Source organism: Devosia sp. Soil_C_22 (genome assembly GCF_057657195.1).
Map to the genome: position 1 here is coordinate 848,188 of NZ_JBDGIY010000001.1, position 15,972 is coordinate 864,159.

Genomic DNA, 15,972 nt, shown 5'->3' on the forward strand with positions numbered 1-15,972 from the left:
CTGATTTGCGGCTGGGAAGCTCACCTTTGCCGATTTCTGGAACAGATTTCCAGATGGCTGAATCAAATTTTGCAAAATCTGGATTGCTTGTGCAGAATTCTCCTTCGTATAAATGCACGACCGGCATCTGCCGGGGAGGTTTTTCCCGATCCTGCGCGAGGGGCGCTGGGGTCGTGGAAGGAGGAGGATCTGAATGTCAAAACACGGACTTCACCGTGCGCTTTCGCATGGAGTTATCGCGGCCAGCATGGCTGCTTCCTTGCTGACTTCGACCGCATTCGCGCAGAGCGTCGATGTCTCCAAGTGGTCTCCGGAATATGTCCGCGAGATCGCCGGCACCGAGGATTTCGACACCGTCGGCCACTGCAACTCGGTCACCCCGACCGACTACAAGGGCAAGCTCACCTTCTGGTACCAGGGCATCTTCGAAGGTGACCCGCAAATCATGCGCGACAACTACCGCGATTTCTTCGCGGCGTTCCGCGCTACCTATCCCGGCATCGAGCTGACCGAGCAGGGCATCACCTATAACGAGCTGCTCGACAAGTTCCGCACCGCGCTGCTCGGCAATGCCGCGCCGATGGCGATCCGCCTCCAGATCCTGGGCGGCACCGAGTTCGCCGCCAAGGGCTATCTCGAGGAGCTGGTGCCCGAGGATGTAGGCTACTCGACGCAGGACTTCTGGCCCGGCGCCATGAAGGCGGTGACCTGGGAAGGCAAGGTCTACGGCATCCCCACCAACAACGAGACCATGGCCTTCATCTGGAACGCCGACATCTTCCAGCGCGCCGGACTCGATCCGGAGAACCCGCCCGCAACCTGGGATGACGTGGTCGAGTATTCCAAGATCATCCACGACAAGTTGGGCATCTCGGGCTACGGCCTCGTTGCCCGCCCCAATGCCGGCAACACGCCCTATCGCTACATGCCCCAGCTCTGGGGTTACGGTGGCGGGGTGTTCGACGAGGCCGATCCGGCCCCGACCTACGACGAGATCCGGCTCGACAGCCCGGAGAGCATCCGCTCGCTGCAGGCGTCCTATGACATGTATGTCCGCGACAAGTCGGTGCCGGCGTCAGCGCTCACCAACACCCAGACCGAGAACCAGGGCCCCTTCATTTCGGGCCAGCTTGCCATGGTGATCTCGCATCCGTCCGAGTATGCTCGCATGCTTGAACTCGCCGGCGAGGCAACCGGCACCGACAAGGCCACGGCCGACAAGGTAGTGGAGAACATCCGCTACGGCCTGATCCCGGCCGGCCCCGACGGCAAGCGCGCCGTGGTGTTCGGCGGCTCCAACATCCACATCGTCAAGAGCGAGTATGTGGATGGCGGGGCGGTGGATGAGGCGGCCGCCAAGGCGCTGATCTGCATGTGGACCAGCCCGGAATGGTCGCTCAAGCTCGCCTGGGCCGGCTCGAACCCGGGCAACCTGGGCGGCTTCAAGACCAAGTGGATGAAGGAACGCCTCGACAGCATCAAGTTCCTCGACGTCACGACCTCGATGCTCACCAACGGCATTCCGTTCCCGGCCCTGCCCGAGGCGCCCGAGATCATGAACATCATCATCCCTGACATGATGCAGAACGCATTGACCGGCGCCATGAGCGTCGAGGATGCAGCAAAGGACGCGGCCGAGAAGGTGCGTCAGCTGCGCGGCGGCGGCATCTAGCGATCAGCGGGCCGGCGGTAACTGCCGCCGGTCCGCCTACCGGTTGCGCGTCGCGAGATAGCGTTCCCATTCGAGCGCGGCGCCGACGATCTCGCCGAGGTCGTCGTGCTGCGGCTGCCAGCCGAGCACCTCCCGCACCTTCCGGGCCTGCGCCACGATCGAGGCCGGATCGCCAGCGCGGCGCAGCTCCTCCACCACCTTGAAATCGACCCCCGAGACCTCCTTGACGGTCTGGATCACCTGGCGCACCGAGTAACCCCGGCCGTAGCCGCAGTTCATCGTCGCCGACGCGCCGCCCTTGCGCAGGTACTCGAGCAGCAGGGCATGTGCTTCGACCAGGTCGGTGACGTGGATGTAGTCGCGCACGCCGGTGCCGTCGGGGGTGGGAAAGTCGGTGCCGAAGATGCCGACTTGCCCACGCCGGCCCAACGCTGCCTGCGATGCGACCTTGATCAGGTGGGTGGCGAGCGGCGAGGACTGGCCGCTGCGGCGGGCCGGATCGGCGCCCGAGACGTTGAAGTAGCGCAGCACGCCGTAGGTGAGAGGGTGGACCAGGGCCACATCGTCCAGCATCATCTCGGTCATGAGCTTGGATCGTCCATAGGGCGATTCCGGACTAAGCGGGCTCAGCTCGGAAACCGGCTCGAGCCCCGCATTGCCATAGACCGCGGCGGTCGAGGAGAAGATGAAGTGCCTGACGCCGCCCTTCACCGCCGCCTCGATCAGGTTGCGCGAGGTCGCGGTGTTGTTGGCGTAGTACTTGAGCGGATCGGCCACCGACTCCGGAACGACGATCGAACCGGCGAAATGAATGATCGCGTCGGGCCGGTGATCGGCGATGACGCGGCCGACCAGTTCCATGTCGCCGGCATTGCCCTGTACGAAGGTGGCGCGGTGGTCGATCGTCCAGTCGAAACCGGTGGTGAGGTTGTCGATCACGACGACACGCTCTCCGGCATCGGCGAGACGGAGCACCATGTGGCTGCCGATATAGCCGGCGCCGCCGGTCACGAGCACTGTCAATTCTTCACCGCCATCAGACTGCGCCTGCGGGAAAGACCCGCCACCGGCGCAACTATTGCCCAGATATCTTAACGACTTGACGGCGACGGTCAGCCGGCTCTCGCCAGCACCGGGTGGGTGTCCTCAAGGCTCGCGACGAGTGTGACGCCGACGATCCTGAGAGCCTGGCTCACCGCGTCGTAATGCCTCCGATCGATGGCCGGCGGCGAGACGAACAGCTTGCCGCAGCGGTCGCGTCCGTGGAGCAGGCCGACCGCGACCGACACCGAGAACGGATCGGCGAACAGCGCGGCATTGGTCTGCACCGTGCCGAAGGCGAAGCCGGCCGAGTTGCGTGTCGTGACATCGACGAAATCGCCCGACCAATCCACCCGCGCCAGCGGTATGTTGCCGGCATGGGACTCGGAGGTCGCGGCCTTGCCGGCGCGGTTCACTGCCACATCGACCTCGCCGGTCGAGAACGAGCGGTTGAAGCCGTCGACGTTGACCACGTTGGCCTGCGCCGGCAGCAACACCCGGATGGCGTCGGCATAGTCCGAGCCGATCTTGACGCCCGCAAACTCGAACACGTCGCCGCAATAGGCACGGGTCAGGATCGCCGCGGCGAGGGGAAGGGATTGGGTGCCCAGGTCGATCGGCGTCTTGCGGAATATGAGCCGGCGCAGCATGGGCCAGCTGTCGGAATGGCTGTTGGCCACGAGCTCGATGCGCGTCTCGCCCAGCGGTTCGAAGTAGGAGGCCTTGTATAGCATCAGTGCGTCCGCGAGCTGGGCACGAGTTCGGTGATGTCGCCATTGCCGGTGGTCTGGCGGAACGGGATCTGCAGCCGGCGGCGCAGGTCGAATTCCAGTCGTTCCAGGTTCTCCATGCCCTTGATGCCGGCGCTGACGAGGTAATAGGCCTCGCCCTTCTCGTCGAAGTCGGCCAGCACCGAAAGGGCCGATGTCAGCAGCGAGTTGCGCCCGAAGCTGGCAACCCTCTCGAGCAGGTCGGTCAGGTCGCCGAAGCGTTGCGATTGCAGCCGCCGCTCGCCGCTGCCGACCTTGAGGTTACGCCAGTCGAAGGGCGGCGCGCGGTCGATTTCGGCCTGGCGTCGCGAGCTCAGGATGACCGGCTGACCCAGCAGGTCCTCGATGGCATCCTTGGCGCGTCGGGCAGCGCCGATCCCATCGAGAGCATCGGAGCGGAAGAAGATGGGCTGGTTCAGCCCGGAAGCCCGCGTGCACACATCGCCCTCGACGATCTCGAGCAGGCGCTGCAGGGTCGAGCTCGAGCGGCCCGCACCGGCCTCGACCAGTGTCGGCAGTCCCGCCAGCGCCATTTCGTCCATCCCGCCGTCGAGGGCGGGCGGCGTGCGGCCCCGTCCAGCCGGCGCAGAGGCCTGCGACAGCACTCCGATCGGCACGAATATGCGCCAGTCGCCGACATAGTCGGGAATGAGCGTCGACAGCGTCGTGAGCGACATCTGGTTGCGACAATAGGCATCGCCATTATTCGCCTTGGCCTCCTGTTCGAGGCCGGCAATGCGCTGCCAATCGAAGCTCCCGAGCGCCCGGTTGCGCGCCGCGGCGCCATTCGACACCTGGTTCGACTGGCCTGTGATCGTCACGTTGCTCGAATGATAGCGCCGCAGCGTCAGGTAGCTGTTGGTGTGCGGCACCTCGAAGCCGTTATTGGCGAGCCGGAGCGCGAGGTCGAAGTCCGAGCCGAGCGCGTAATGTTCGTCGTAGGGCAGGGCGCGCATCACGTCGGTGCGATAGAGGCTCGCCGGATGGGCGGTGATCTTGCCGGTGCCCTTGAGCAGCGTCGCGATCGAGCGGTCTTTGCCGTTGTTGCGCTCAATCAGGCCGGTCGACTCGTCGAAATCGATCCAGCCGCCATGCGAGCCATGCACCATGCCGTCATTGGCAAAGACGCGCAGGTGATCGCTCAGGCGATTGGGCAGCGCGATGTCGTCGTCGTCGACGACGCAGATGTAGCGGCCGCGCGCCAGGCTGGAGATGACATTGCGGGCGCGAGGGATGGAGCCCTCGGTCTCGGCCTCGACGCGCAACTGGTCGGTCCAGGTCAGCTGGCCGAGCGCATGCCTGAGGCGTGCCGTCTCTTCCCAGGACGAGCCGTTGTCGACTGCCAGCACTTCGAAGTCGTTGTCGATCTGCCCGCGAAAGCTGTTGATCGCCTCGATGATCATGCGCTCACGATCGGGCCGCGCCGTAGTCGCAATGCCGAGAGTAACCAGCGGCGAGACCGAGCGCAGCACCGCTGGCGCAACCAGTTCGGACAGGTTGGAATGGCGGAAGGTCGGCGCGCGCAGCACGCTCTTGTCATCCTTGGCGAGGCGCTGGTTGTTCTCGCGCTGCTTCAGGACACCCGTCGCCGCACAGGATGGCGGATGCCAGACATGAAAGATCGACAGCTTCTCGCGGTCTGACCAGATGGCGCGGCGGCCGGTGCGGCGGACACGCTCAGCGAAATCAATGTCCTCATTGCCCCAACCGGTGAAACGGGACTCGAAGCCACCAACCTCGTCCCAGACGTCGCGGGAGAAGAAGACCAGGCCGCCCTGGCCCCATTTCGGCCGCAGCCGACCGAGAGCGCGGTGGTCGCGCTGTACCAGCTCGAAGGCTTCCGCCGGGCTGTGGTCCTGCGGCAGGTCGGTGCACTGCGCCACGCCCAGGCCGATCTCGCCGCGCTCGATGCGGCGCGCCATGCGGTCGAACTCCACCCGGCTGTCACCGCTGATCAGGATGTCGGCATCGGTTTTGGCGATCAGCCGGTTACTGGCAAGCACGACGCCGGCATTGATCGCCTCGGCCAGGCTCCAGACATTGGCTTCGAGGCGAACCAGTCGGACACCGTCGGTCTCCGGCAGATCCACCGGATCTTCCGAGCCGAAATCGATGACCAGGATTTCGCTGAGATAGCCCGAGCCGAGGGACTGGAAGCTGCGGATGCAATAGTTCACCCGCTCGAGCGGCCAGTCCCGGACTGGCAGTATCAGCGTCAGCATAGTCCTGTATCCGTCAGCCAGCCGATCCCGTCGGGAACAGGTCGGTCGCAGGCGCCCACTCGACGCTGGCCACCGTGCGATTCTCAGCCACGAAATAGGCCGTGACGCCCGCGTTGACCGACGCCATCAGCGTCGCGAGCATCATGCGGGCCTGTGATGGGTTCTCGAGCGCGGCGAGCACGTCGGCGATGCTGTAGAACTGGTCGCCGATCCGGATCTGGTTGATGCCGAGGGCCTGCAGCTGGCGCAGTGCGTCCATCGCCGCGGCGATCTCGCCGTTCTCGACATACTGGTGAAGGTTGGTGACGAAATCCGCGGCCGAGATTTCCGTGCTCATCGCGCGGGTCGCGCCGCCGAACAGGATACCGGCAGCCATGACCGCCAACGCCAATCGCTGAAGCTTGGAGTTCTTCATCGTCTCCGTGGCCCCCCTTGTGTGAAAACTCACGCACAACAGTAGTCGCGTGCCGCCTCCCCGGAGACAGCGCGAGTAGTGTGCGTGGAATTTCCTTCGATTCCGTTTATCGGAGAGGAGAAGACAGGTGGAGGCCGCAGTTGATCGTGTCGATCTAACCTATCGTGCGGAATCGAAACGAAAATTTCGATTCGGTGGCGATCATGTTACACTACAGATCGACATAGACTCCAGCGGAACTTGCCACATAAGCTTATAGAGTGAAATATAGTATAGTAGAAATGTCGACGTTATTGTGATGCAAGTAGTGTGCGCGGCACGCGCTGCCAAACACGCGGGTCCGGCCCGGACATCGACACCAGCTTGTAGCCCGTGTTCCACAGCGGCTTGACGCGCGCGGTCATGTTGTCGAGCGCGTACGAGCCCATGTCGGTGTGAACGGCGAGAATGGCGTGGCCACCCCCATTGCGTAGCGCGTAGACGATGCTGAGCGCGCTCGCCGGTACGCCCGCGGCGATCAGCGCCTTGCGCTTGGCGAGCACATACTCCTCGCAGTCGCCACGGCTGGCATTGATCGACCACACGTCGATCACCTCGTTGCGCACGGGCGAGATCCGCCGATTGACCTGACCGTTCACCTTCGTCATGAGCGCCGAGAGCCGCTCGGTATAGGCGACTTCCCTGGCGCCGCCACCGCGACACTCGGAGGGATGATCGATACACATGATCTGGAAGCCGCGCGGCACCGGCACGGCCGAACCCGCGGTCGTTGGTGTGGTCGACCCGAGCGCGATCAGCGCAGTCATCGCTCCCGCGACGGCGAGACGCATGGCCGTACGAGCGGCTGAGCGGGCAAGGACCGCCATCGACACAACTCCCCGTCCGGATGTTCTATTTTGGCACGGCCCGGACCGCCGTCGGTGGTTACTAAGCCGTTAGCGGGGAGCAAAATGCAAGGCGCGCCGCCGGACTTAGTGAATTACTAAGCTTAACGTGGCCGCAACAGCCCGCGAGAGCGAGCAAATACGGCCACGGCGTGCAGCAAAGACAGATGGGGGGAGTGGAACTACTTGAGCGGCCTAGCGAAAGGCGCGGTTGGCCTGGTCGAGCAGCGGTTTGGTCAGGAACGATAGGATCGTGCGGTCCTCGGTCTTGATGAAAGCCTCGACCGGCATGCCGGGCACTGGGGTCAGGCCGCGACTCGTGAGGCCCTCGAGCTGCTCGGGCTCGACCCGGGCGGTATAGTAGAGCGAACCGGTACGCGGGTCCTCGACGAGATCGGCCGAAATCGCGGCCAGACGCGCCTCGACCGACGGCGTGCTCGCCCGCTCGAAGGCAGAGAACTGCATGGTCACGTGCTGGCCCGGGTAGAGCTGGTCGATGTCGCCGGGCCTGATCTTGACCTCGCCGACGAGCTTGTCATGGTCGGGTACGATCAGCATCAGCTTCTCGGCAGGCTGGACGACAGTGCCGGCAGCCAGCGCAGCGAGTTCATGCACGATGCCGTCCTGTGCGGCGCGCACGGTGGAGCGCTGCATCTGGTCGCGCGCCAGCGCCGCCTGCTCGGTGAGCTGGGCGCTCGAGGCCTGCAACTGGGCAATCTGTTCGGCCACTTCAGCACGCCAGGTGCGCGAAATCTGGATCTTGGTGACACGTAGCTCGGCCAGCTTGCCCTTGTCTGCGGCGATGGTCGCGCGCAACCGCCCCTCTGAGCCCGTAGCCTGCGTCAGCGCCAGCTCGGCTTCCGAGAGGCGCGGGTAGGGCAGCAACTGCTGCTCGTAGAGCTTGCGCAGGTCGACCAGCTGGGTCTCGAGCAGTCGTCGCTCCTCGAGTACCGAGTCGAGCTGCGCCGCGTTGGCCCGCCCTTCGGCCTCGGCCTGCGTGATCCGCTCGTCGAGCTGGGCCAACTGACCGTCGAGCTCGTCGCGCCGCCGCTCGAACTGGTCGCGTTCGGTCCGCAGGATCGCCTCGAACGCGGCCGCGGACACCGAGGGGTCGCGAACGACCCCGTCGAACGCCGGCGCGGTCAGGTCGTCGCGTTCGGCCACCAGCCGCGCGAGGCGGGCCTGATTCTGTGTCAGTTGCGCCGTCGCCGAAGCAAGCCGCGCCGCGCTGAGTGCCTGATCGAGCTGCACCACCGGCTGGCCGGCGATAACCCGGTCCCCGTTCCGCACCAGCACTTCGGCGACGACCCCGCCGCTCGGATGCTGCACCGGCTTGGCGCCGCTGTCGACCACCAGCACGCCGGTGGTGATCACCGCGCCGGCGATCGTCGTGGTGCTGATCAACCAGCCCATCGCCCCCGCCGCGAAAGCGGTTGTCGCAAGGCCCAGCCAGCCGACCCTGCGCAGTCCCGAGAAGGCGCTCGTCCGCGCGACCGGCACGGCCTGCAGCGCGGCTGCACCCTCAACTGCGGCGCGCGTCGTCGCGCCGGCACGCACCGGGACGGGCAGTCTGTCGTTACGCTGCTGCATGGCTTTCCCGCTTCACATCGAGCTGCCGGACCTTTCCCAGGACGTCCGCCGCCGCGCCGAACCTCTGGACGCGCCCGTTGGCGAGCAGCAGGACGTGCGTGGCGAGCGGCAGCACGCCGGTGCGGTGCGTGGCAACGATGACGATGGTGCCACGTTCCTTCAGCCCCTCGATGGCGCCCAGCAGTGCCGCGTCGCCTTCGGCGTCGGCGCTGGAATTGGGTTCGTCGAGCACGACGAGGAAAGGTTCGCCATAAAGCGCCCGGGCCAGCCCGAGGCGCTGCATCTGGCCGCCCGAAAGCCCCATGCCGCCTTCGCCCAGCCGCGTCGAGTAGCCGGCCGGCATCCGGTTGACGAGATCGTGCACGCCGGCGGCGCGAGCCGCAGCAATCACCTGCTCCGAGGTTGCCGCCGGATCGAAGCGGGCAATGTTCTCGGCGATCGTGCCTTCGAACAGCGTCACCTGCTGCGGCAGGTAGCCGATGAACCTGCCGCGTTCGAACGAGGGCCATTGCCCCAGCGCCGTGCCATCGAGGCGGATCGAGCCGGCAGCCGGCGGCAAGATGCCGATCAATGCGCGCGCCAGCGTCGACTTGCCCGAGCCGGTGGCGCCCAGCACGGTGAGGAAATTCCCGCCGACGAGGCCGAAATTGATGTCCGCGAGGGCCGGGCGCTGGCCACGCGCATGCGCCACCGCGATCGCCTCGCAATTCAGGGACAGGTGCGGACGCGGCGGCACGAAGCTCGGTGCCTCGGCCGGCATTTCCCGCAGCGTCGCGTCGAGCCGTGACCAGCTCTGGCGGGCGTTGAGGAAGGACCGCCAGTTGGCGATGGTCAGGTCGATCGGCGCCAGCGCCCGGGCCGAGAGGATGGAACTCGCGATCATGATGCCGCCGGTCGCCTCGCCCGAGATGACGAGGAAGGCGCCGAGGGCCAGCACCGACGACTGCACCACCATGCGGGTGGTCCGCGACAGCGAACTGGTGATGCTCACTGTATCGGACAGCTGCTGGCCCAGCCGCACCGTATCGAGCGTGGAGCGTCGCCACACCGCAGCCAGCGGCGCCGTCATGCCCATCGCGTAGAGCGACTCGGCCTGCTGCTGACTCGCCGTGAGCAGCGTGGCGCGCGACCCGTTGGCATCGGCAAGCAACTTGGACGGCGTTCGCGACAGCAATTCGCCCACCACCGCCAGCGCCACGAGGAACAGTGCCGAGGCGGTGACGAACACGCCGACCCAGAAATGGAACAGGAAGCAGATGCCGAGATAGAGCGGCACCCAGGGCAGGTCGAACAGCGCGGTCGGTGCGGCCGAGGAGAGGAAGCCCTGGATCTGGTCGAGGTCCTTGGACGCGCCGGCCTTGCTGGCCTGCCCGGTAGCCGAACTGCGCACCGCCACATCGAACACGCGCGGCGCCAGCGCTTCCTTGGTGGCGAGCCCGATCCGCGTCAGCATCATCGAGCGCACGGCATCGACGAAGGCCTGCAGCCCGTAGGCGGCGAGGCAGATCACCCCGAGGGCAATCAGCGTCGGCACGCTGCCGCTCGGGATCACCCGGTCATAGACCGAGAGCATGAAGATCGAGCCGGACAGGGCAAGCACGTTCGTCGTCCCGCTGAGGAACGCGACGCCCGTCCAACTCCGCCACAGCTGTCCGACGACCCGACCGAGTTCGCTGCCCATGCACCTGCACCCTGATGTGCGGATGCTAAGATCGGAGCGTTAAGGATGTTGCCTATAGCGGGTGCGTGCCGCCTGTGAGCGGCACGCAAGTGGCTCAGAGCAGGAAATCGGAGCGGGTCAGGGCGTGCAGGCCACTGAGCTCGAGCTCGAAATCGGCGACGCCGTCGCCGTTGGCATCGAGCTCTACCCGCGTCACGTCGGAAGCCGTCCCCGCCAGATCGACCTGGTACCAGCGCAGTTGATCGTGCTGGCCGGTGAAGGCCGCGCCCTGCTGCAGCAGCGTTCCACCATTGGTGATCGCCGACAGATCGATCGTATCCTGCCCGCGCACGAAGTCGCGGATGACGTCGCGACCCGAGCCGACAGTCGAGTCCATGAGGGATTCGAAACGGAAGATGTCACGGCCGGCGCCCCCGGTCAGGATGTCGGTGCCAGTACCGCCGACCAGCGTATCGTGGCCGCCCGCGCCGTCGAGTACATCGTTGCCGGCGAGGCCGCGCAACACGTTGTTGCCGGAGTTGCCGATGAGCTTGTTGGCGTTGGCGTCGCCGGTGCCGTTCACATGCGCGCCGAAGGTCAGCGTCAGGTTCTCGATGCCAGTGAAGTCCCTGAGGTCGCGGCTGCTGGTAGAGGTAATGGTGTCGTTGCCGCCGACATCGATGATGATGTCGTTGGTCGCGCTGGTGAGGACGTAGGTATCGTTGCCGAGCCCGCCGATCAGCGTGTCGGCACCGCCGCGGCCATCCAGGACATTGTCGCCGTCATTGCCGGTGATGGTGTTCGACCATTTATTGCCGGTGCCGTTGATATTGGCGGTGCCGGTCAGGATCAGGATCTCGATGTTGGGGTAGTCGTTGAGGTCGCGGCTGATCGATGAGGTGATGGTGTCCCAGCCGCCGTCGTCGATCACCGTGTCGAAGCCATCATCGAGTATGTAGGTATCGTTGCCGATGCCGCCGTACAGCATGTCGTTGCCCAGGCCGCCCTCGAGGATGTCATTACCCGTCCCGCCGTAGAGCTTGTCCGCTCCGGCCCCGCCGATCAGCGTGTCGTTGCCATCATTGCCCCACAGCGAGTTGTTGCCCGCATTGCCGGTGATGGTGTTGGACCACTTGTTGCCCGTGCCATTGATGTTGCCGGCGCCGGTCAGCGTCAGGTGCTCGATGTCGAGATAGTTGTTGAGGTCGCGGGTGATCGAGGAGGTGATGGTGTCGATACCGGCCGAGTCGATGACCGTGTCGTAGCCGTCAGCGAGCACATAGGTGTCGTTGCCCGTGCCGCCGTTGAGGATGTCGTTGCCTTCGCCGCCATCGAGAATGTCGTTGCCGGCACCGCCGTAGAGCGTGTCATTGCCGCCGAGCCCGAGCAGGGTGTTGTGGCCCGAGTTGCCGGTGATCACGTTGGCCATGTCGTTGCCCGTGCCGTCCACATACGCCCCGAACGTGAGCGTCAGGTTCTCGATGCCGACATAGTTCCGCAGGTCGCGGCTGATGCTCGAGGTAATCGTGTCGTTGCCACCGGTATCGATGACCGTGTCGTACGAGTTCGCAAGCACATAGGTATCGTTGCCCAGGCCGCCCCTTAGGATGTCGTTGCCCGGGCCGCCGTCGATGATGTTATCGCCGTCATTGCCGATGATCGTATTCGACCACGCGTTGCCGATGACATTGATGTTGGCGGTGCCCGTCAGCGTCAGGTTCTCGATGAAGGCATAGTCGTTCATGTCGCGGCCGATCGACGACACCATGGTGTCCCAACCTGCCGTATCGACGATGAAGGGCATGCCGGCACCGACATGATAGGTGTCGTTGCCTTTGCCACCGCTGAGCCGATCGTTGCCTTTGCCCGCGATCAGGACGTCGTTTCCGTCGCCGCCGATCAGCGCGTCGTCCTTGTCGGTGCCGACAAGGGTTTCGCCGCTGTTGCCGGCGATCTTGATCACCCCCTGCTGGTATCGCGTGCCGCCGCCGTCGCCGAACCATGAGTCCTGCTGGGCATTCTTGCTGAAGAGGAAGTCGGCGCGTGGGTTCCAGTCGGCGAGGTTGGAGAGGATACCCCAAGAGCCATATTTGGAGGAACTGGCGACGGCGACGTACTGCATGAACGCTCCGTCGCCGACCTCGGCCCAGGCGTCCCACAGGTGGCTGTAGAGTTCCGCCATCTGCTGGCTGCGCACGAAGGCGATCAGGAAGGCGTCGAGGGTGCTCACCTGCTGGGTCGTCATGCCGGTGGTATCGTAGGCCATGTGCACGTGCTGGCCGCCTTCATAGGCGATCAGGTCGAGCCCGTTGGCTTCGGTCACTGCATTGACCTTGTTCCATTTGGCGATGACGCCCGGAATGCTTTCGGCATATGCCGGGTCGAGCAGCTTGCCGGCGAGCCAGGTGAAGGTCTGCTCGTTGCTGTGGGTGCTGAGGTAGTTGAGCAGTTCATCCCGCAGCGCGGGCGTTGCGAGAGTCTCGGCGCCGAAGTAGGTGCTTACCGTCACCGCGTCGAACACCGAGGCAGGGTTGACGAAGTGCTGGGGATCCTTGGTCTGCCACACGAGGCCGTTCAGCATGCGGTACTGCAGCCACCAGTCATTGCCGTTCTGCAGCCCCAGCACGTTCTCGACCCGCTCTTCGGCATCGGCCCCGAAGACCTCATCCCAGATGACCGCGACCTGGGTCGCGCGCATGGCCTGATAATCGAGATTGGTGTGCGGGGTGCCATCGATCTGATCGGTACCCCACAAGGCCTGTGCCTGGGCATATGCCCAGCCCGTCTGGCCGAAGCCCGGAGCCCAGTTCCATATTTCGTTGGAGTATTCGGCGGTGGCGACCAACTCCGGGTTGAGATGGTCGCGTACATAGGCGGCGAACTCGGCGACATACTCGTCGGTCGCCATGTGTGGCATGTTGAACCACGGATCGGCGCCGATCTTGTTGGCGAGTTCGACCATGATCTCGACCGGCACGCCGTTGCGGGCCTCGAGATATGTGGCCCAGGTGACGTCGTTGACCTGTGGTCGGTCGTTCCACTCCGACTGGACCGAGCCGTTGGTGTCCATCCAGTCCATGAAGCGGATCTGACGCGCATCCTGGATGGTCGCGAGGAAGTCGGGGTTGAAGATTTCCCCGGCATCGGCGAGGGCTTCGTACTCGGCCGGCACGATGCGGATATTGCGGATGTAGTCACCGGTACCGCCGGGGTCGGTGCTCATGATGTCGAGCCAGAAGCTGTCGCTGCCGGGGTTGGTGAAGACTATGCGGTTGTCGCCGCTGCTGGTTATCGTCGCATCGCCGAGACGGATCGTGCCTTCGCCCTCCCAGGTCAGCACGAAGGGACCACCCATGCCGGGTGTACCTTCCTGCGATGCCCAGATCGTCCTGATCCCATTGATCCCGTCAGGGATCTCCGTGGGCCAGCCATTGGCATCGAGCACGCCGCTGGCTTTGAGCCCGGCGTGGTCCATATCCTCCCATGCTCCGGCATAGCCCCACATGGGCCGCGACATCTTCATAAGGTCGAGGAACGGAAGCTCTGGCGACCAGTCCGATATCCCACTCAGACCCAGCGAAAGCGTCGGATTCGTAAGGCCAACGCCTGCAGGAATGGTATTCGTGTCAGCCAACTGGGCACCTCGCGCGGCTATCTTGTGGCCGAGCCCCCTTGCTCAAGCCGATAGCATCATCCTACCGGTCACCCCTTATTCAAGCGCGAGTAGAACAATCGAAAATGCAATATATGGTGTAATATACAGTACACCATTGCAGTGAATGCAGTCATAACCATCGATCGCATGCCGGTTATCGGGGAGCGAAGACGTGTAACGATTGACGATCGGCGGAGCCTCATTGCAGGCGATGGCCGCAGGCTCCGGCGGGGATGCTAGCGCGGCGCTTTGCGGAGAGACGCCGCCGCCCAATCCACCCCCTGCTGGTATCGCGTGCCGCCGCCGTCGCCGAACCATGAGTCCTGCTGGGCATTCTTGCTGAAGAGGAAGTCGGCGCGTGGGTTCCAGTCGGCGAGGTTGGAGAGGATACCCCAAGAGCCATATTTGGAGGAACTGGCGACGGCGACGTACTGCATGAACGCTCCGTCGCCGACCTCGGCCCAGGCGTCCCACAGGTGGCTGTAGAGTTCCGCCATCTGCTGGCTGCGCACGAAGGCGATCAGGAAGGCGTCGAGGGTGCTCACCTGCTGGGTCGTCATGCCGGTGGTATCGTAGGCCATGTGCACGTGCTGGCCGCCTTCATAGGCGATCAGGTCGAGCCCGTTGGCTTCGGTCACTGCATTGACCTTGTTCCATTTGGCGATGACGCCCGGAATGCTTTCGGCATATGCCGGGTCGAGCAGCTTGCCGGCGAGCCAGGTGAAGGTCTGCTCGTTGCTGTGGGTGCTGAGGTAGTTGAGCAGTTCATCCCGCAGCGCGGGCGTTGCGAGAGTCTCGGCGCCGAAGTAGGTGCTTACCGTCACCGCGTCGAACACCGAGGCAGGGTTGACGAAGTGCTGGGGATCCTTGGTCTGCCACACGAGGCCGTTCAGCATGCGGTACTGCAGCCACCAGTCATTGCCGTTCTGCAGCCCCAGCACGTTCTCGACCCGCTCTTCGGCATCGGCCCCGAAGACCTCATCCCAGATGACCGCGACCTGGGTCGCGCGCATGGCCTGATAATCGAGATTGGTGTGCGGGGTGCCATCGATCTGATCGGTACCCCACAAGGCCTGTGCCTGGGCATATGCCCAGCCCGTCTGGCCGAAGCCCGGAGCCCAGTTCCATATTTCGTTGGAGTATTCGGCGGTGGCGACCAACTCCGGGTTGAGATGGTCGCGTACATAGGCGGCGAACTCGGCGACATACTCGTCGGTCGCCATGTGTGGCATGTTGAACCACGGATCGGCGCCGATCTTGTTGGCGAGTTCGACCATGATCTCGACCGGCACGCCGTTGCGGGCCTCGAGATATGTGGCCCAGGTGACGTCGTTGACCTGTGGTCGGTCGTTCCACTCCGACTGGACCGAGCCGTTGGTGTCCATCCAGTCCATGAAGCGGATCTGACGCGCATCCTGGATGGTCGCGAGGAAGTCGGGGTTGAAGATTTCCCCGGCATCGGCGAGGGCTTCGTACTCGGCCGGCACGATGCGGATATTGCGGATGTAGTCACCGGTACCGCCGGGGTCGGTGCTCATGATGTCGAGCCAGAAGCTGTCGCTGCCGGGGTTGGTGAAGACTATGCGGTTGTCGCCGCTGCTGGTTATCGTCGCATCGCCGAGACGGATCGTGCCTTCGCCCTCCCAGGTCAGCACGAAGGGACCACCCATGCCGGGTGTACCTTCCTGCGATGCCCAGATCGTCCTGATCCCATTGATCCCGTCAGGGATCTCCGTGGGCCAGCCATTGGCATCGAGCACGCCGCTGGCTTTGAGCCCGGCGTGGTCCATATCCTCCCATGCTCCGGCATAGCCCCACATGGGCCGCGACATCTTCATAAGGTCGAGGAACGGAAGCTCTGGCGACCAGTCCGATATCCCACTCAGACCCAGCGAAAGCGTCGGATTCGTAAGGCCAAACCGTTCATCGGCTATCGCAAGCGCACCGGCGGCCAGGGTAACGAGGCTTAAGGCCATCGCACGCAGGATGCCTCTCGCCACCTTGCCCCGGCCCAAGAGGCTGTCTTTTCTCGTCATTGTGCTGTCTTGAATGATTGGCAACGG

General features: G+C 64.5%; 10 protein-coding genes. 1 reads left to right on the forward strand and 9 read right to left on the reverse strand.

The features are described from left to right. Positions 1 to 247 precede the first annotated feature (247 nt). Positions 248 to 1,672: an ABC transporter substrate-binding protein gene (locus AC3A6I_RS03995; RefSeq protein ID WP_487541892.1), complete on the forward strand. Its 1,425-nt coding sequence runs from the start codon at positions 248 to 250 to the stop codon at positions 1,670 to 1,672. A gap of 36 nt (positions 1,673 to 1,708) precedes the next feature. Here the strand turns inward: AC3A6I_RS03995 and galE are convergent, their stop codons facing one another. The 9 genes from galE to AC3A6I_RS04040 form a co-directional block, all read right to left on the reverse strand. Beyond that, positions 1,709 to 2,695 (reverse strand): UDP-glucose 4-epimerase GalE, encoded by a 987-nt coding sequence (galE, locus tag AC3A6I_RS04000; protein ID WP_487541893.1) that lies wholly within the window; start codon positions 2,693 to 2,695, stop codon positions 1,709 to 1,711. Between the two features lie 89 nt (positions 2,696 to 2,784). Continuing rightward, positions 2,785 to 3,447: a hypothetical protein gene (locus AC3A6I_RS04005; RefSeq protein WP_487541894.1), complete on the reverse strand. Its 663-nt coding sequence runs from the start codon at positions 3,445 to 3,447 to the stop codon at positions 2,785 to 2,787. Next, complete coding sequence (locus AC3A6I_RS04010) at positions 3,447 to 5,705, reverse strand: glycosyltransferase (RefSeq protein WP_487541895.1); 2,259 nt, start codon at positions 5,703 to 5,705, stop codon at positions 3,447 to 3,449. Before AC3A6I_RS04010 ends, AC3A6I_RS04005 begins: the two co-directional genes overlap by 1 nt. Before the next feature lie 13 nt (positions 5,706 to 5,718). After that, positions 5,719 to 6,081 (reverse strand): hypothetical protein, encoded by a 363-nt coding sequence (locus AC3A6I_RS04015; protein ID WP_487541896.1) that lies wholly within the window; start codon positions 6,079 to 6,081, stop codon positions 5,719 to 5,721. A gap of 329 nt (positions 6,082 to 6,410) precedes the next feature. Then, on the reverse strand, positions 6,411 to 6,986 hold the full coding sequence (locus AC3A6I_RS04020) for a transglutaminase-like cysteine peptidase (protein ID WP_487541897.1): 576 nt from the start codon (positions 6,984 to 6,986) through the stop codon (positions 6,411 to 6,413). Between the two features lie 213 nt (positions 6,987 to 7,199). Further along, complete coding sequence (locus AC3A6I_RS04025) at positions 7,200 to 8,594, reverse strand: HlyD family type I secretion periplasmic adaptor subunit (protein WP_487541898.1); 1,395 nt, start codon at positions 8,592 to 8,594, stop codon at positions 7,200 to 7,202. Further along, on the reverse strand, positions 8,581 to 10,275 hold the full coding sequence (locus AC3A6I_RS04030; RefSeq protein WP_487541899.1) for a type I secretion system permease/ATPase: 1,695 nt from the start codon (positions 10,273 to 10,275) through the stop codon (positions 8,581 to 8,583). Before AC3A6I_RS04030 ends, AC3A6I_RS04025 begins: the two co-directional genes overlap by 14 nt. Before the next feature lie 94 nt (positions 10,276 to 10,369). Then, a complete protein-coding gene (locus AC3A6I_RS04035) occupies positions 10,370 to 13,771 on the reverse strand; it encodes a calcium-binding protein (RefSeq protein ID WP_487541900.1) in 3,402 nt (1,133 codons plus the stop codon). 374 nt (positions 13,772 to 14,145) lie between these two features. Beyond that, the gene (locus AC3A6I_RS04040; RefSeq protein ID WP_487541901.1) at positions 14,146 to 15,741 is read right to left on the reverse strand and encodes a hypothetical protein; all 1,596 of its coding nucleotides are present in this window, start codon (positions 15,739 to 15,741) and stop codon (positions 14,146 to 14,148) included. Between the last annotated feature and the right edge of the window lie 231 nt (positions 15,742 to 15,972).

Excerpts from the sequence above, each read along its gene's own strand:
- AC3A6I_RS04040 (WP_487541901.1), bottom strand. The coding sequence starts at position 15,741 with ATGTCGCGGCCCATGTGGGGCTATGCCGGAGCATGGGAGGATATGGAC.
- AC3A6I_RS04035 (WP_487541900.1), bottom strand. The coding sequence starts at position 13,771 with ATGTCGCGGCCCATGTGGGGCTATGCCGGAGCATGGGAGGATATGGAC.
- AC3A6I_RS04005 (WP_487541894.1), bottom strand. The coding sequence starts at position 3,447 with ATGCTATACAAGGCCTCCTACTTCGAACCGCTGGGCGAGACGCGCATC.
- AC3A6I_RS04025 (WP_487541898.1), bottom strand. The coding sequence starts at position 8,594 with ATGCAGCAGCGTAACGACAGACTGCCCGTCCCGGTGCGTGCCGGCGCG.
- AC3A6I_RS03995 (WP_487541892.1), top strand. The coding sequence starts at position 248 with ATGGCTGCTTCCTTGCTGACTTCGACCGCATTCGCGCAGAGCGTCGAT.
- AC3A6I_RS04010 (WP_487541895.1), bottom strand. The coding sequence starts at position 5,705 with ATGCTGACGCTGATACTGCCAGTCCGGGACTGGCCGCTCGAGCGGGTG.
- AC3A6I_RS04020 (WP_487541897.1), bottom strand. The coding sequence starts at position 6,986 with ATGGCGGTCCTTGCCCGCTCAGCCGCTCGTACGGCCATGCGTCTCGCC.
- AC3A6I_RS04030 (WP_487541899.1), bottom strand. The coding sequence starts at position 10,275 with ATGGGCAGCGAACTCGGTCGGGTCGTCGGACAGCTGTGGCGGAGTTGG.
- AC3A6I_RS04015 (WP_487541896.1), bottom strand. The coding sequence starts at position 6,081 with ATGGCTGCCGGTATCCTGTTCGGCGGCGCGACCCGCGCGATGAGCACG.